At 61.5% G+C, this 15,352-nt stretch carries 15 protein-coding genes; 9 read left to right on the top strand and 6 right to left on the bottom strand.

What is annotated here, in order from left to right:
- Window positions 1-4: 4 nt before the first annotated feature.
- The 8 genes from G3O01_RS02045 (at window position 5) to G3O01_RS02010 (ending at window position 7,807) form a co-directional block, all read left to right on the top strand.
- Window positions 5-1,084 (top strand): tartrate dehydrogenase, encoded by a 1,080-nt coding sequence (locus G3O01_RS02045; protein WP_205802764.1) that lies wholly within the window; start codon window positions 5-7, stop codon window positions 1,082-1,084.
- A gap of 18 nt (window positions 1,085-1,102) precedes the next feature.
- Window positions 1,103-2,575: an NAD-dependent succinate-semialdehyde dehydrogenase gene (locus G3O01_RS02040; RefSeq protein ID WP_205802763.1), complete on the top strand. Its 1,473-nt coding sequence runs from the start codon at window positions 1,103-1,105 to the stop codon at window positions 2,573-2,575.
- The gene (locus G3O01_RS02035; RefSeq protein WP_205802762.1) at window positions 2,572-3,549 is read left to right on the top strand and encodes a M14 family metallopeptidase; all 978 of its coding nucleotides are present in this window, start codon (window positions 2,572-2,574) and stop codon (window positions 3,547-3,549) included. The genes G3O01_RS02040 and G3O01_RS02035 overlap by 4 nt, the downstream gene beginning before the upstream one ends.
- A gap of 40 nt (window positions 3,550-3,589) precedes the next feature.
- A complete protein-coding gene (locus G3O01_RS02030; protein WP_205802761.1) occupies window positions 3,590-3,934 on the top strand; it encodes a cupin domain-containing protein in 345 nt (114 codons plus the stop codon).
- Window positions 3,935-4,183: 249 nt separating this feature from the next.
- Window positions 4,184-5,194 carry an ABC transporter substrate-binding protein gene (locus tag G3O01_RS02025; RefSeq protein WP_205803077.1) on the top strand — a complete coding sequence of 337 codons (1,011 nt, stop codon included), beginning with the start codon at window positions 4,184-4,186 and terminating at the stop codon, window positions 5,192-5,194.
- A 112-nt stretch (window positions 5,195-5,306) separates the two neighbouring features.
- Window positions 5,307-7,034 carry a GMC family oxidoreductase N-terminal domain-containing protein gene (locus G3O01_RS02020; RefSeq protein WP_346779139.1) on the top strand — a complete coding sequence of 576 codons (1,728 nt, stop codon included), beginning with the start codon at window positions 5,307-5,309 and terminating at the stop codon, window positions 7,032-7,034.
- 89 nt (window positions 7,035-7,123) lie between these two features.
- Window positions 7,124-7,309 carry a type II toxin-antitoxin system HicA family toxin gene (locus G3O01_RS02015; RefSeq protein WP_205802760.1) on the top strand — a complete coding sequence of 62 codons (186 nt, stop codon included), beginning with the start codon at window positions 7,124-7,126 and terminating at the stop codon, window positions 7,307-7,309.
- Window positions 7,310-7,387: 78 nt separating this feature from the next.
- On the top strand, window positions 7,388-7,807 hold the full coding sequence (locus G3O01_RS02010) for a type II toxin-antitoxin system HicB family antitoxin (RefSeq protein WP_205802759.1): 420 nt from the start codon (window positions 7,388-7,390) through the stop codon (window positions 7,805-7,807).
- A 47-nt stretch (window positions 7,808-7,854) separates the two neighbouring features.
- On the opposite strand, the gene G3O01_RS02005 is transcribed toward G3O01_RS02010, so the two are convergent.
- From G3O01_RS02005 to G3O01_RS01980, 6 genes are all read right to left on the bottom strand, one after another.
- Complete coding sequence (locus tag G3O01_RS02005) at window positions 7,855-9,282, bottom strand: aldehyde dehydrogenase family protein (RefSeq protein ID WP_205802758.1); 1,428 nt, start codon at window positions 9,280-9,282, stop codon at window positions 7,855-7,857.
- Window positions 9,283-9,302: 20 nt separating this feature from the next.
- Window positions 9,303-10,100, bottom strand: a complete 798-nt coding sequence (locus tag G3O01_RS02000) for an ABC transporter permease (protein WP_205802757.1) — start codon at window positions 10,098-10,100, stop codon at window positions 9,303-9,305.
- Window positions 10,097-11,008 (bottom strand): ABC transporter permease, encoded by a 912-nt coding sequence (locus tag G3O01_RS01995; RefSeq protein WP_205802756.1) that lies wholly within the window; start codon window positions 11,006-11,008, stop codon window positions 10,097-10,099. The genes G3O01_RS02000 and G3O01_RS01995 overlap by 4 nt, the downstream gene beginning before the upstream one ends.
- Window positions 11,005-12,336 carry an FAD-dependent oxidoreductase gene (locus G3O01_RS01990; protein WP_205802755.1) on the bottom strand — a complete coding sequence of 444 codons (1,332 nt, stop codon included), beginning with the start codon at window positions 12,334-12,336 and terminating at the stop codon, window positions 11,005-11,007. Before G3O01_RS01990 ends, G3O01_RS01995 begins: the two co-directional genes overlap by 4 nt.
- 2 nt (window positions 12,337-12,338) lie before the next feature.
- On the bottom strand, window positions 12,339-13,049 hold the full coding sequence (locus G3O01_RS01985; protein ID WP_205802754.1) for an HAD-IA family hydrolase: 711 nt from the start codon (window positions 13,047-13,049) through the stop codon (window positions 12,339-12,341).
- Window positions 13,050-13,118: 69 nt separating this feature from the next.
- On the bottom strand, window positions 13,119-14,201 hold the full coding sequence (locus G3O01_RS01980; protein WP_205802753.1) for an ABC transporter ATP-binding protein: 1,083 nt from the start codon (window positions 14,199-14,201) through the stop codon (window positions 13,119-13,121).
- 111 nt (window positions 14,202-14,312) lie between these two features.
- On the opposite strand from G3O01_RS01980, the gene G3O01_RS01975 reads away from it, so the two are divergent.
- The gene (locus G3O01_RS01975) at window positions 14,313-15,284 is read left to right on the top strand and encodes a LysR substrate-binding domain-containing protein (protein ID WP_205802752.1); all 972 of its coding nucleotides are present in this window, start codon (window positions 14,313-14,315) and stop codon (window positions 15,282-15,284) included.
- Window positions 15,285-15,352 lie beyond the last annotated feature (68 nt).

The raw sequence follows: 15,352 nt of genomic DNA, 5'->3' as shown, positions 1-15,352 counted from the left end.
GCATATGACCCGCAACTATCGCATCGCAGTGATTCCCGGCGACGGCATCGGCAAGGAAGTGATGCCAGAAGCGCTGCACGCGCTCGACGCCGTCAGCAAGCGCTATGGCATCGGCATCGAGTATCAGCACATCGAGTGGGCGAGCTGCGACTACTACGCGCAGCACGGCCAGATGATGCCCGACGACTGGAAGAAGCAGCTCGAAGGCGCCGATGCGATCCTGTTTGGCGCGGTCGGCTGGCCCGACACCGTGCCCGATCACATTTCGCTGTGGGGGTCACTCCTCAAGTTCCGCCGCGAGTTCGACCAGTACATCAACCTGCGTCCCGCGCGTCTCTTCGAAGGCGTGCCGTCGCCGCTCGCTGGCCGCAAGGCGGGCGACATCGACTTCATGATCGTGCGCGAGAACACCGAGGGCGAGTATTCGTCGGTGGGCGGCACGATGTTCGAAGGCACCGAGCGCGAGTTCGTGATGCAGCAGTCGATCTTCACGCGCAAAGGCTCCGAGCGCGTGCTGAAGTTCGCATTCGATCTCGCAGAGCGCCGCGAGAAAAAGATCACCGTCGCGACCAAGAGCAACGGCATCTCGATCAGCATGCCGTGGTGGGACGCGCGCGCCGCCGAGATGGCCGCGCGTTATCCGGACGTGAAATGGGACAAGCAGCACATCGACATTCTTTGTGCACGTTTCGTGTTGAATCCGGATCGCTTCGACGTGGTGGTCGCGACCAACCTGTTCGGCGACATCCTGTCGGACCTCGGACCGGCGTGCACAGGCACGATCGGTATCGCGCCGTCGGCGAACATGAATCCGGACCGCGTGTTCCCGTCGCTGTTCGAGCCGGTGCACGGTTCCGCGCCGGACATCGCGGGCAAGGGCATTGCGAATCCGATCGCGATGATCTGGTCGGCGGCGATGATGCTCGATTTCCTCGGCAACGGCGCGGGCAAGGAACGCGAAGCGCATGACGCGATCCTCGCGGCAATCGAAGCTGTCTTGAAGGAAGGCCCGCATACGGGCGACCTCGGCGGCAAGGCGAATACGGCGGAAGTGGGCGCGGCCATCGCGCACCGTCTCGCCTGAATCACAGGAGTGTTTTCGATGACCAGGCAATACGAACTGAGCGAACTGATCCGCAGCGACAATTTCATCGACGGCAAGTGGGTCGCGTCGGTTGAAGGCAAGCGCTTCGATGTGACGAATCCCGCGACAGGCGAAGTGATCACGCAAGTCGCCGACAGCACGGCCGCCGACGCACACGCTGCTACCGATGCCGCCGCCCGCGCATTCCCGGCATGGCGCGACGCGTTGCCGAAAGACCGCGCTGCAGTGCTGCATCGCTGGCATGCGCTGATGGTCGAGAACGCCGACGCGCTCGGCCAGTTGATCTCGCTCGAACAGGGCAAGCCGCTTGCCGAAGGACGAGGCGAGGTGATGTACGGTGCCTCCTATGTCGCGTGGTTCGCCGACGAAGCGACGCGCATCTACGGCGACATCATTCCGCAGCAGCAGCGCGGCAAGCGCATGAGCGCGGTGAAGGAACCCGTCGGCATCGTCGCCGCGATCACACCGTGGAACTTCCCGCTCGCGATGATCGCGCGCAAGATCGCGCCGGCGCTGGCAGCGGGTTGCACGGTCGTCGGCAAGCCGGCGGAAGATACGCCGCTCACCGCGCTCGCGCTCGTGATGCTCGCGCATGAAGCAGGCGTGCCGGCCGGCGTGCTGAACCTGATTTCGTCCTCACGTGAAAACGCTGTCGGCGCAGTGTCCGACTGGCTCGCCGATAGCCGCGTGCGCAAGATCACGTTCACGGGTTCGACGCCTGTCGGCAAATATCTGGCGCGCGAATCGGCGGGGACGTTGAAGAAGCTGTCGCTGGAACTGGGTGGCAATGCGCCCTTCATCGTGTTCGATGACGCCGACGTCGACGCCGCCGTCACGGGCCTGCTGGCCGCGAAATTTCGTAACGGCGGGCAAACCTGCGTATGTCCGAACCGCGTGTACGTGCAGTCCGGCGTTTACGCGCGCTTCGCCGACCTGCTCGCGACGCGCGTCGCCGCCTTGAAGGTCGCGCCCGCCACCGATCCCACCGCGCAGATCGGTCCAATGATCAACTCGCGCGCGATCGACAAGATCGCCCGTCACGTCGACGATGCCGTGAGCCGCGGCGCGCGCGTGCTGACGGGCGGCAAGCGTCTGTCCGAACTCGGCCCGAACTACTACGCGCCGACCGTGCTCGCCGATGCAACGCCCGATATGCAACTGAGCTGCGAAGAAACCTTCGGCCCCGTCGTGCCACTGTTCCGTTTCGACGACGAAGCCGATGCGATTCGCGCCGCCAACGACACGCCGTTCGGCCTCGCGTCGTACTTCTACAGCCAGGACGTGCGGCGCATCGACCGCGTTGCGCGGCAACTCGAAGCCGGCATTGTCGGCATCAATGAAGGTGCGCTTGCAAGCGAAGCCGCGCCCTTCGGCGGCGTGAAGGAATCCGGCTATGGCCGCGAGGGCTCGAAATACGGCCTCGACGATTACCTGTCGATCAAATACCTCTGCCAGGGCGGCCTCGAATGAGCGCACAAGCCTATCCGATCGAGCTTGCCTTCCCGGACATTTCCGTCCACGAACGCAGCGACACGGGTGTCGCGTACGTGCATACGTTCGATTCGGGCGTCGATGGACCGCATGTGATGATCAACGCGCTCACGCATGGCAACGAGGTGTGCGGCGCGATCGTCGTCGATGCGTTGTTGCGCGCGAAGCTGCGCCCGCGGCGCGGCAAGCTGACGCTCGCGTTTGCGAACGTCGATGCGTATGCGCGTTTCGATCCGTCGAAACCGGATGCTGCGCGCTTCGTCGATCAGGACTTCAACCGCGTGTGGACGGCGCAAACGCTCGATAACGCCGCGCTCGATTCGAGCGAACTGCGTCGCGCCCGCGCGATGCGGCCGGTGATCGATAGCGTCGATCTGCTGCTCGATCTGCATTCGATGCATGAAAAGAGCAAACCGTTGATCGTTGCAGGTCCGCTCGACAAAGGCATCGCGTTGTCCGAAAAGCTCGGCACGCCCGCCACGGTGATCTGCGACGAAGGCCATCCGGAAGGACGCCGCATGCGCGATTACGAAGGCTTCGGCGATCCCGCAAGCCCGAAGAACGCGCTGCTGATCGAATGCGGACAGCATTGGGAAGCGAGCGCCGTGACCGTTGCGCGCGACGTGACGGCGCGCTTTCTGATTCTTTCCGGCGTCGTTGAAGATAAGGACTTTCCCGAAGGCTGGGTCCAGCCGTTGCCCGACGAAATGCTGATCGTGCGCGTCACAGAGCCCGTCGTGGCGAAGAGTCTCGACTTCCGCTTCGCCGACAACTACACCGGCCTGGAAGTGTTTCCCGAAGCGGGCAGCGTGATCGGCTGGTCGGATGGCGAAGCGGTATGCACGCCCTATCCCGACTGCATGCTCGTGATGCCGTCGCTCAGGCAGTTACGCGCGGGCGTGACGGTCGTGCGGCTCGGCAGGATCGAGAAGCGCGTCGCGAACGCTCGATAACCTTGATAACCACTCCAACCATCGTCAACGAAATCACAAGATGAAAGTCCAGCAGATCAAACAGAGCATCGCCTTGCAGGGGCTGGAAGACTGGGGCACGGCCGGTCTTCCAGGCACGACGGAGATCAAGGTGTCTGGCTTGCAAAAGGTCATACAAGGCAGCGAGGCGATCGATACCGGCATCTTCGAATGCACGCCCGGCACCTACCGGCGCTCGGTCAAGCAGGCCGAAGTGATGCACTTCCTCAGCGGCCGCGGCCGCTTCACGCCCGATGGCGAAGACACCGTCCACTTCACGGGCGGCGATACGCTGTTCTTCGAAGCCCATACGGAAGGCACGTGGGAAGTCGAAGAGACCATGCGCAAGGTCTACGTGATCTTCTGATCACACGCGATCGGTGAGTGCCCTGGTGACGGGCGCAGCAAGCGTCTGACATAACACTACGTCATGGGGACTCCAACAATTCCGGCGTTGCTCCGCCGAAATTGACTCACTATATTTTCAATCAATCCCGCGCTGTCCTGCTTCCAGCGGCATAAAGGAAGCGGGACTGCACGACCTGGAAGATGTCTTTCGCTTCAACCGTGTCGAGGAAATGTCGTGATCAATAAAATGAAGTTGCGCCCTGTAGTTATGACGCTCGCGTTGAGCATCGCGGGCCTCGCGCCCGCGTTCGCTGCGGGAAAAATCACGTTCGTCTCGCAAGGCGGCACGTATCAGGAAGCCCAGACCAAGGCCATCCTGGATCCCGCCGCGAAGGAGCTGGGCATCACCATCGCTCAGGACAGCATTCCTGACGCATGGCCGCAGATCAAGGCGCAAGGCGCGACCGGCAAGCCGATCTGGGATGTGGTCGATACGCCGACCTCGAACTGTCTGCGTGGCGGCCGCGAAGGTCTGCTCGAAAAGCTCGACTTCTCGAAGATCCCGAACGCGGCAGCCGTGCCGGAAAAGTACCGCACCCCGTATTCGGTGGCGTACGAGTTCTATTCGACCGTGATCGGCTACAACAAGAAGACGTTGAAGAAGGTGCCGCAAAGCTGGAAAGACTTCTGGGACGTGAAGAACTTCCCCGGCACGCGCGCGCTGCGTAACGATCCGCAAACCGTGCTCGAGGCCGCGCTGCTCGCTGATGGCGTGCCGCGCGACAAGCTCTATCCGCTCGATGTCGACCGTGCGTTTAAAAAGCTGCAGCAGATCAAGCCGGATATCACCGTGTGGTGGACGTCGGGCGGCCAGTCGGCGCAATTGCTGCACGACGGCGAAGTGGACATGACGATGATCTGGAACGGCCGCGCAAGCGCCGTGAAGAAGGACGATCCCGATGTCGACTTCACGTTCAACGACGGCATTCTGCAGAACACACAACTGTGCGTGCTGAAGAACGCGCCGAATCTGCCCGATGCGATCAAGTTCGTGAATGCCGCGTTGTCGCCGGAATTGCAGGCCAATCTGCCGCTTTATATCGACTACGGTCCGGGGAACCCCGCCGCGTTCAAGACGGGCAAGATCACGGCGAAGCGCGCGAGCGAACTGCCTAGCTCGCCGGATAACGCGGCTAAACAGGCGCTGATGTCGGAAGAATGGTGGGCATCCGATGCCGGCATCCAGGCCAAGGCACGCTGGCTGAAGTTCATGCAATAACATAGCCGTTCGCTTTGACTCAGGCGCCCGCAGGCACGTCGTTCGTCGCGGGCGCTTTTCATTTGATCGCTTTTCACGCACTGCAGGCGCGCCGCGCCTCATAACAATCGACGTGATCGACTATCTGATTCTGGGCGGTGGATCGGCGGGCTGCGTGCTGGCTGCGCGCCTGTCGGAAGACAAGAGCAAGACCGTGTGTCTGATCGAAGCGGGCCGCGATATTTCGCAGGCGAGCATGCCCGATGCGATCCGCAGCCGCTATCCGGGCCGCGCGTATCTCGACACGAATAACATCTGGCAGCAACTGAAAGCGCGCATGAGCGCGCCGGCCGCGCTGCGCCGCTATGAACAGGCGAAGCTGCTGGGCGGCGGCTCGGCGATCAACGCATTGATGGCCAACCGCGGCGCGCCCGCCGATTACGATGAATGGGAAACGCTCGGCGCGCGTGGATGGAACTGGGACACGTGTCTGCCCTACTTTCGCAAGCTCGAAACAGATTGCGACTTTGCTGGCGACCTGCATGGCGCGGATGGTCCGCTGCGCATCCAGCGCACGCGCTGGCCGCGTATTTCGCCGTTTGTGAAAGGTGTGCTCGGTACGTTGCAACAGCACGGACATGCATTACGCGACGATCAGAATGGACCGTGGGAAGACGGGACCTTCATCGGTGCGATTGCTGTGAGTGAGGCGGGCGAACGTATTCCAACTTCTGTCTGTTATCTCGACGATGCTGTTCGCGCTCGCAAGAATCTGTCGATCCGCACGGGGCTCGTTGTCGATCGGATTCTGTTCGATGGCCAACGCGCAATTGGCACGCGTTTGTTGCGTGCCGATGGTACGCATGAGGATATGCGTGCGGCGCGGGTTATCGTCAGCGCGGGGGCGATTCATAGCCCTGCTCTGTTGCTGCGAAGCGGCATCGGTCCAGCGAGCGATCTCGCCGCGCTAGGCATCGAGGTGCGGGCCGATCGCGCCGGCGTGGGGCGCAATCTGATGGAGCATCCGTCGATCGCCGTATCGGCCTTTCTGCCGCGCGCTGCTCGCACACCGTTTCCCGATGAGCATCACGAACAGGCCATCGTGCGCTTTTCTTCCGGCCTGCCCGATACCGTGCCCGGCGATATGCACGGCGCGATCCTGTCGCGCTCGGGCTGGCATTCGGTCGGTTACCGGTTGGGGACGATTTTCTTCTGGGTCAACAAGTCGTATTCGCGCGGTTCCTTGAAGCTCGCGTCGACGAATGCTTTCGATGAGCCACTGGTCGACTTCGCGATGCTTTCGGATCGGCGGGATCTCGAGCGGTTGAAGCTTGCGTTGCGGTTCGGCGCGCAGACGCTGGCGGCGCCTTCGATGGCCAAGCATCGTGATGTGATTTTTCCTTCGAGCTATTCGCCGCGCGTCGCGGCTGTTGCTGTGCCTGGGATGTGGAATGCGGTTCAGCGTGGCGCGTTGAGTGCTTTGCTGGATGTGGCTGGGCCGTTGCGTGGGTCGCTGATCAGGCGGGTGGTGACGCAAGGTGTTTCGATAGATGAACTGCTTGCGGATGATCAGGCGATGACGGAATTCGTGACGCGATCGGTTGGTGGCACGTGGCATCCGTCCGGGACTTGCAGGATGGGGGACTCACGCGATCCTCTGGCTGTGACGGATTCCGATGGCGCCGTGTATGGCGTCGAAGGACTGCATGTGTGCGATGCGTCGCTGTTTCCTTCGATCCCGTGCGCGAATACGAATGTGCCGACGATTATGGTGGCGGAGCGGATGGCGGAGACGTTCGGGGGAATCTGTGAGTGTCTGAGCCAAATCTCGATTCGGCATCCGTCAGTCACATCGTCATGACAATTTACAACATTTTTGTTGCATCAATCCTATTTAAAACATAACATTAATGTTGTATCTTTCTCCCTTCATAACAACACAGGGAGAACATGAAATACAGCGAGTTCAGGAAGTGGCTCAAGCAGCGAGGTGCGACGTTCGAAAAGCACCGAAGCGGCTCAAGTCACTACCGGGTGACGCTCAATGGCAAGTCAACCATCTTCCCGGATCACGGAGCCAAGGAAATCGGTAAAGGGCTGGTGGAAGCCATCAAGAAGCAACTCGGGATCAGGTGAAACAGGGAGCCCGCGAGGGCTCTCTCACTCGCGTATCAAGTCCATGTTCCTTGAAGAATGTCGAACGAAGACACACGTATGCTCAGCTATCCAATCAGCCTGACGCCCGACGACAACGGCACATTGCTCGTCACGTTTCCGGATGTACCCGAGGCCATCACCGTTGGCAACGACGAAGAAGACGCAAAAGTGCAGGCGCTGGACGCGCTCGAAGCTGCACTTGAAATCTATTTCGCGCAAAAGCGCAGTATCCCGATGCCCTCGAAGGCAAAGCGTGGGCAACCCGTCGTCACGCTACCCGCGCTTGTCACCGCCAAAGTGCTGCTTGCCGAAGAAATGCTGCGCCAGAACGTACGCAAAGCCGAACTCGCAAGGCGGCTTAGCGTGAATCAGGTGCAGGTGGATCGACTCCTGAACTTCAGCCATTCATCGAAGATCGAGATGGTCGAATCGGCGTTTGCTGTGCTCGGCAAGCGGCTTGATATTCGCGCGGTGTGATTTCCACGCCGGAAAGCCCCGTATAACAGGGGCTTTCCATTTCCCTCTCACGCCCCAAACCCCACCACCCCCTTCACCTCCAGAAACGCCTCCAGCCCCCATTCGCCATACTCACGCCCGTTCCCCGACTGCTTGTACCCGCCAAATGGCGAGCCTGCATCCCACGCCGGATAGTTCAGATACACACTGCCCGCACGCATCCTGAAACCAACCCTGCGCGCCCGTTCAATATCCGTCGATTGCACGTAAGCCGCGAGTCCAAACGGCGTATCGTTGGCGATCGCAATCGCGTCTTCTTCATCGCGATACGGCATGATCGCCAGCACAGGTCCGAAGATTTCATCGCGCGCAATCGTCATCGACGGGTCGACATTCGCGAACACCGTCGGCTTTACGAAGTAGCCACGCGTCAAACCATCGGGACGTCCCAAGCCGCCAGAAACCAGTTCCGCGCCCTCATCAATACCCATACCAATCAGGCGCTGCACGCGCTCGAACTGCACGTCGCTGACCACCGGCCCCATCGTCGTGTCCGCAGCATCGGCGGCACCGACACGATGCGCCTGCGCCGCACGCCGCGCAATCTCGACCGCTTCATCATGCCGCGACGCGGGCACGAGCATCCGCGTCGGCGCATTGCACGACTGGCCGCTATTGCCGAAGCACGAATTGACGCCCGCCGTCACAGCCGCTTCGAAATCGGCATCGTCGAGCAGAATGTTCGCTGACTTGCCGCCGAGCTCCTGATGCACGCGCTTCACGGTCGGCGCCGCGAGCTTCGCGATCTCGACGCCAGCGCGCGTCGAGCCCGTGAACGACACCATATCGACATCGGGATGACTGCAAAGCGCAGCGCCCACCGTCGGCCCGTCGCCGTTGACGAGATTGAACACGCCCGCTGGCACGCCGGCCGCATCGATGATCTCGGCGAACAGCACGGCATTGAGCGGCGATACTTCGCTGGGCTTGAGCACCATCGTGCAGCCCGCCGCAATCGCTGGCGCGACCTTGCAGACGATCTGATTGATCGGCCAGTTCCAGGGCGTGATCAATGCAACCACGCCGACAGGCTCATGATTGATCAGCGTCGTGCCCTTCTTGCGCTGCCATTCGAACGTTTCGCACGTTCGCAGCACTTCTTCCAGATGACGCTTGCCAAGCCCCGCCTGCCACGCGTGAGAAAGCTTCGCGGGCGCGCCGATCTCGCGCATGATCGTATCGGCCATCTCGTCGTAGCGTTCCATGTACGCGTCGAGAATGCGCCGGATCAACGCAACACGTTCCTCGGGCCGCGTCTGCGAGAAGGACGCAAATGCACGCTTCGCCGCCGCAACCGCACGCTCGACATCCTGCGCATTGCCGAGCGCCACTTCGGCGAACGGCTCTTCGGTAGAAGGATCGATAACAGGCAAACGCGCAGAACTGGACGGCTCGACCCACGCGCCGTCGATATAGAACTTCAGTGAATTGGACATCCGGTTTCCGTAGAAAGAAATCAGGCCCGCGCGACGGCCGACGAACGGCGGCTCACCACGACGATCATCACGAGACACAAGGTCAGCGCCGTCAGCATCGTGCTGATCGCGGCGATGGTCGGATCGATCTCGTCACGCAACGTAACGAACATGCGCCGCGTCAGCGTCTGGTTCGAGCCGCCCGAAATGAACAGCGCGACGACGGTTTCATCGAGTGCCTGAATGAACACGAACACCGCGCCGGAGATCACGCTCGCCTTGATCTGCGGCAGCGTCACCGTCATGAAGCTGCGAAAGCGGTTCATGCCGAGACTGCGCGCGACCATTTCCTGCGTGCGGTCGAACGTCCGCAAATCCGCGCCGACCGAGATCAGCACATACGGCAAGCCGAGCATCGTATCGGCGATGATCAGACCGCTCAGCGTATTCACATAACCCGCCTGCGTGAACACGAAGAACACGCCCACCGCGACGATGATGATCGGGACCATCAACGGCAACATCAGCAGCGTGCGCAGATAGCGCATCGACCAGTGCGAGCCGTGCTGGATGCCATACGCGGCCGCGATGCCGAGCGGCGTCGCAATCAGCGCGGCGCACACGGAAGCCGTCAGCGTCACGCGCGCCGCGTCGATCCACGCGGGGTTATCGAAGAACGAGTGATACCAGCGCAACGAATACGCGGGCGGCGGGAACGTCATGAAGCGCGTATCGGAGAACGACAACGGTACGACGATCACCACGGGCAGCATCAGGAACACGAGGATCAGCACGACGCCCGCACCAAGCGTCAGCCTTCCGAATGAGAGCTTGTTCATTTCGCGCCCAGGGTCTTTTCGAGGGGAATCACGCGGCTCGCGGCATAGAAGATCGCGAACACGCAGATCAACAGCACGACGCTCACCGCACTTGCCGCGCCCCAACTGTTGTAGATCTCGACATTGCGGCTCACCACCATCGACACCATGATCGACTTGCCGCCGCCCATCAGCTCAGGCGTGATGTAGAAACCGAGGCACAGCACGAACACGAGCGTCACGCCCGCGACCACGCCGCTCATCGACAGCGGCAGGAACACGCGCCAGAACACATGCAGCGGCGATCCACCGAGGCTCGCGCCCGCCTGCGACAGGTTGGACGGAATCTTCTGCATCGCCGAATACAGCGGCAGCACCATGAACGGCAACAGGATGTGCACCATCGCGACGATCGTGCCGAACTGGTTATACGAAAGCTGCAAGGGCCTGTCGATCAAACCCATTCCCAGCAACGCCTTGTTCACGAGCCCCGTGCGTTGCAGCAGCACGAGCCACGCGTACGTACGCACGAGCACGCTGGTCCAGAACGGCAGAATCACCATGCCGAGTATCAGCGCGCTCCACTTCGGCGGCACGGAGGCCGCGAAATACGCAACAGGATAACCAAGCAGCAACGTAATCAACGTCACGATGATGCTCAGCTTGAACGTCATCAGGAACGTGTCGAGATACGTGCCCGTAAAGATGCGCCGATAGTTGACGAGCGTGAACGCGCCGTCGTGATAGATGGACTGCCACGAAAGCCACGCGAGCGGCACCACCAGCAGCACCACCACGACGAGCAGCGCGGGCGCCATCAGCAACAGCATCGCGCGGTCCTCGCGCTGCTGGTGACGTACCGACGGATCGATCGTAGCGGCCTGCATCACAGTCTGTTCCTGATAAGCGTGTTTGACTGTCGTCATCATGCACCCACAGCGTCGAGAAACTGATACCACGCTGCGACGAGCCTCACACCCGGCGCGCGCAACGAATGAAACGGCACGGGCCGCAAACCTTCTTGAGCCAGCAACGCAAGCTCCGGCTTCTCGCCGAGTGCGAGCGCAGCAGCATGCTGGCCGATCAGGCTCGCCATCGCGACCCCTGCACCGTTATACCCGAGACAAAACGTTGTGACATCATCGCTGCGACCAACATGCGGCAGCGCGTTGAACGTCATCCCGACATAACCGGACCAGCCATACTCGACACGCACGCCCGCGAGATCGGGAAAGAGCGCAACCATTGCGCGCTGCAATGCGTCGAAGCCCGTTGCCTGCCCTTCTTTACCGAACGCGTCGCGGCCGCCAAACAGCATGCGCCCATCCACCTTGCGAAACCACTTCATCATGCGACGCGTTTCGGTGTAGCTGCGCCGGTTGACCATCAGCTTCGCGTCGAGTTCCGGCGACAACCTTTCCGTCGCTATCATCGCGCTGCGAAACGGCACCAGTTCGCGCTGATAGGCGGACGTCGCTTCCGTAAGATTCGAGTACGCATTGGTCGCGACGATCACCTGCTTCGCGCGCACGCTGCCGCCGGGCACGCGTAGCACCACACCGCCCTGCACGCGCTTCATATCGAGAACGGGCGTCGCTTCGTAGATGGGCACGCCGCGCGCCGTCAGCCCGCGCGCAATGCCCCATACATATTCGAGCGGCAGGATGGTGCCCGCATCGGCGCTCAGCACACCGCCGACAAAACCATTCGAGCCCGTCTCCAGCGCAATGTCGCCGCGCGACAGAACGCTCATCGATCCGTCACCGAGTTGCGTGCGCACCCAGTCCGCTTCCGCGCGAATCGATGCGAACGCACGCTCGGTATGCGCGCAACGCAGACTGCCCGTCTGCTCGAACTGCGCGCGCTCCAGCTTGAACTCGTCGACGAACTGTTCGACCACGCGCACGCCGTCATGCGCGAGCCGATGCATGCGCTGTGCGGTATCGAGGCCGTACGTACTGGCAATCGACGGAAACGACAGCCGGAACTTCGACGACACGACCCCGCCGTTGCGCCCGCTCGCGCCCCAGCCTACCGGGTTCGCGTCGAACACCGCACAGTCGACGCCGCGCTTTTGCAATGCATACGCAGCGGCGAGCCCCGAATAACCCGCGCCGATGATCGCCACATCGACGATCAGATCACGCCCGAGCGGCGCGCCCATGCTGACCGGCTCCTGCACGATCGGCGGGCGCGCGGCCATCGCGCGCCAGAGCGAATCGGGCTGGGGCCTCGGCGATGTCGTCGGCGCGAGCATGATCAGGCGGCGCGTGCTTCGGCTTCGACGGCATCCGCGAGCGCGGCGAGCGTCGCGAACTTGAAGGTCGGCTCGGTGACGGCTTCCGGAACGGGCGTCGCGCCAAAACCCTTCATGCCCTGACGACGCTCGATCCAGCACGTCGAGTAACCGAGCTGCGTTGCGATGCCGATGTCGTGATACTGGCTTTGTGCCGTATGCAGGATTTCGCCGAACTTGAAGCCGAATGCAGCCTGGCGTCCACGGTTGTAGGCGAAGAACTGCGGGTCGGGTTTGGCCACGCCGGTTTCGTCGCAGCAGACGGTGTCGTCGAACGGATCGCCGAGCGTGTGCGCATAGGCCGACAGCGCGACGCGGTCCGCATTCGTCATCGCGACGAGGCGATAGTGCTTGCGCAGGCGCTTCAATGCAGCGACGGAATCTTCGAACGCGGGCCATTCGAGTACATCACGCTGGAATGCAGCGGCCGATTGCGCATCGTCGGGCAGGCCGAGTTCCTTGGCGAGGTACAGGTAAACGTTGGCCATTTCATGGCTCGAGCGGCCCGGATACGTTGCGCGGCCGCGCATATACGGCTCGAAAATCTGGTCGTCGGTGAGGTCTTTGGCTTTCGCGCCGCCCAGACGTCGCACGGACGCGAGCACGCCCTTTTCGAAGTTGATCAGCGTGCCGACGACATCGAACGTCAGAACCTTGAAATCGGTGAGCTTCATTGCATCATCCCTTTGCAGTTTGCGTGAATCGCGTAAGAAGGCATGCCCGTGCACAGGCGGTGAGTGAAATCAGGCGGGCACGACGATCGTGTCCTGAGGGTCGAGCGCGACCGTCATGTGCGCGCCCGGCGATGGAATGCGCCGGCGCGCTTCATGGCTGCCAGGCTGTCTGAGACTGATGGCCGTGCCGTCGGCGAGCGCGGCAAACACACGCAGGCTCTCACCCTGATACAGCACTTCGGTGACGCGGCACGACAGACGGTTGGTCTGCGCGCCGTTCTGCGCTTCGGTGCCATCGATCACGAGTTTTTCTGTCTGCACGGCGAGCAGCAGATTCTCGCCACGCGGCAACGGATGCGCGGTGCGCAGTACGGCATCGCCCAGACGCACGGCATCGTCGCCGGCGCGGCTCACGTTGAGCAGCGTCGCTTCGCCGATGAAGCTCGCAACGAACGCATCGCACGGACGGTCATAGAGACGCTCGGGTGTATCGATCTGCACGAGCTTGCCGTCTTTCAGCACGGCGACGCGGTCGCTCATCGTCAAGGCTTCGCGCTGATCGTGCGTGACGTTGACGATGGTCGCGCCAAGCTTGCGATGCAGACGGCGCAATTCGATCTGCATGGTTTCGCGCAGTTGTTTATCGAGCGCGGAGAGCGGTTCATCCATCAGGATCAGTTGCGGCTCGAACACCATCGCGCGTGCCAGCGCCACGCGTTGACGCTGGCCGCCCGACAACTGGCTGATGTTGCGCGACTCGTAGCCGCTCAGTTCGACCATCGCGAGCGCGTCGGAAACTTTCTTTGCCCAGCCTGCTTTCGGCTCGCGACGAGCGCGCAGCGGGAAGGCCACGTTCTCGCCCACGGTCATGTGTGGGAACAGCGCATAGTTCTGGAACACGATGCCGATGTTGCGCTTGTGCGGCGGCGCAAATGTAATGTCGCGATCGCCGACCCAGACTGCGCCCGTGGTCGGCTGCACGAAGCCGCCGAGAATGCCGAGCAGCGTCGTCTTGCCCGAGCCGGACGGTCCGAGCAGCGACACGAACTCACCCGGCGCGATATCGAGCGATACGTCGTCCAGCGCGACGACCGGACCATAGCGCTTCGTTGCCGACCTGATCGATACTCCCGTTTTCGCTCGTGCGTCCATGGCGTGTCTCTCGCTGGAAAATCTGGATAAGGGGCTACGTTGAGAAAAATATAAGTCCCGTTCTTTTTGACGGCAATTCCCAAATTGTTGGATCAGGCATAACATCAGGTCATGCCAAACCTTCGCAAGAAACTGCCGAGTGCGAATGCGCTGTTCGTGTTCGAAGCGGCCGCCCGCTGCGGCAACTTCACGCGCGCCGCGCAGGAGCTTTATGTGAGCCAGCCAGCCGTGAGCCGCATGCTTGCGCGCATGGAGGATCACATTGGCGTGCGCCTGTTCGAGCGGGTGCGCGGCGGCATTGAACTGACGGAAAGCGGGAAGATTCTGTACCGCGCGATTTCCGAAGGATTTAACGGCATTGAAAATGCAATCAGGGAAATCGAGGCCCGCGCGACGGGCGTGGAGTCGGTGACGTTATCGGTTTCGACCGGATTCACGACGCATTGGCTGATGCCGCGCATGAGCCGGCTGAATCAGGCATTCCCTAATATCGATTTGCGGTTTCAGCTGATATCGGGGCGCATTGGCGGGCCGCTCACCGACGTCGATCTCGGGATGCGGTTTCTGCACGATGGCGAGATTGATGAGCACGCGGTGCTTGTTATGCCTGAAACGCTGTTGCCGGTTTGTAATGAGCGTTATCTGGAGAGTGCGCGGACGGATGCCGGGCGGTTGCATGGCGATACTGTGATCGTCATGGATGACGAAGAGCGCGGATGGCATGAGAGATTTGGCGCGTTCGCCGGGCATGGGCGGCATGTTGCCGGCATGCTGAGCTTTGGGGATTACGCGATTGTTGTACAGGCAGCATTGCTCGGGCAAGGGATTGCCCTGGGGTGGCTCAATGTTGTTTCTCACTGGCTCGCGCAAGGGGCGCTTTTACCCGCTGAGCAAGAGGTTATTGTCACTAACCGGCGGTGCTGTCTGGTGAGACCTGCTAATAAGCCTCTTCGACCTATCGTTGATGATGTTCGGGATTGGCTTATTGAAGAGACCCGGAATGATATGCGGATTATTGAGAAGAAGTATCCGAGGCTTGGGTTGCAGGATGCTATGCGGCAGAGTGGGTTGAAGGTGGGGTGAGGGTTTTTGTTGTCTTGTCTTGCGACGCAGGTGTGGTTTGCTTGTGTTGTCGCCGGCATCCGCGTGAT

Source organism: Burkholderia sp. Ac-20365 (genome assembly GCF_017104715.1).
Taxonomy (GTDB): Bacteria; Pseudomonadota; Gammaproteobacteria; order Burkholderiales; family Burkholderiaceae; genus Paraburkholderia.
Note: the sequence above shows the minus strand (reverse complement) of the source record. Positions and strands in the feature narration are given on the sequence as shown.

Excerpts from the sequence above, each read along its gene's own strand:
- G3O01_RS02045 (WP_205802764.1), top strand. The coding sequence starts at position 5 with ATGACCCGCAACTATCGCATCGCAGTGATTCCCGGCGACGGCATCGGC.
- G3O01_RS02040 (WP_205802763.1), top strand. The coding sequence starts at position 1,103 with ATGACCAGGCAATACGAACTGAGCGAACTGATCCGCAGCGACAATTTC.
- G3O01_RS02035 (WP_205802762.1), top strand. The coding sequence starts at position 2,572 with ATGAGCGCACAAGCCTATCCGATCGAGCTTGCCTTCCCGGACATTTCC.
- G3O01_RS02030 (WP_205802761.1), top strand. The coding sequence starts at position 3,590 with ATGAAAGTCCAGCAGATCAAACAGAGCATCGCCTTGCAGGGGCTGGAA.
- G3O01_RS02025 (WP_205803077.1), top strand. The coding sequence starts at position 4,184 with ATGACGCTCGCGTTGAGCATCGCGGGCCTCGCGCCCGCGTTCGCTGCG.
- G3O01_RS02015 (WP_205802760.1), top strand. The coding sequence starts at position 7,124 with ATGAAATACAGCGAGTTCAGGAAGTGGCTCAAGCAGCGAGGTGCGACG.
- G3O01_RS02010 (WP_205802759.1), top strand. The coding sequence starts at position 7,388 with ATGCTCAGCTATCCAATCAGCCTGACGCCCGACGACAACGGCACATTG.
- G3O01_RS02005 (WP_205802758.1), bottom strand. The coding sequence starts at position 9,282 with ATGTCCAATTCACTGAAGTTCTATATCGACGGCGCGTGGGTCGAGCCG.
- G3O01_RS02000 (WP_205802757.1), bottom strand. The coding sequence starts at position 10,100 with ATGAACAAGCTCTCATTCGGAAGGCTGACGCTTGGTGCGGGCGTCGTG.
- G3O01_RS01995 (WP_205802756.1), bottom strand. The coding sequence starts at position 11,008 with ATGATGACGACAGTCAAACACGCTTATCAGGAACAGACTGTGATGCAG.
- G3O01_RS01990 (WP_205802755.1), bottom strand. The coding sequence starts at position 12,336 with ATGCTCGCGCCGACGACATCGCCGAGGCCCCAGCCCGATTCGCTCTGG.
- G3O01_RS01985 (WP_205802754.1), bottom strand. The coding sequence starts at position 13,049 with ATGAAGCTCACCGATTTCAAGGTTCTGACGTTCGATGTCGTCGGCACG.
- G3O01_RS01980 (WP_205802753.1), bottom strand. The coding sequence starts at position 14,201 with ATGGACGCACGAGCGAAAACGGGAGTATCGATCAGGTCGGCAACGAAG.
- G3O01_RS01975 (WP_205802752.1), top strand. The coding sequence starts at position 14,313 with ATGCCAAACCTTCGCAAGAAACTGCCGAGTGCGAATGCGCTGTTCGTG.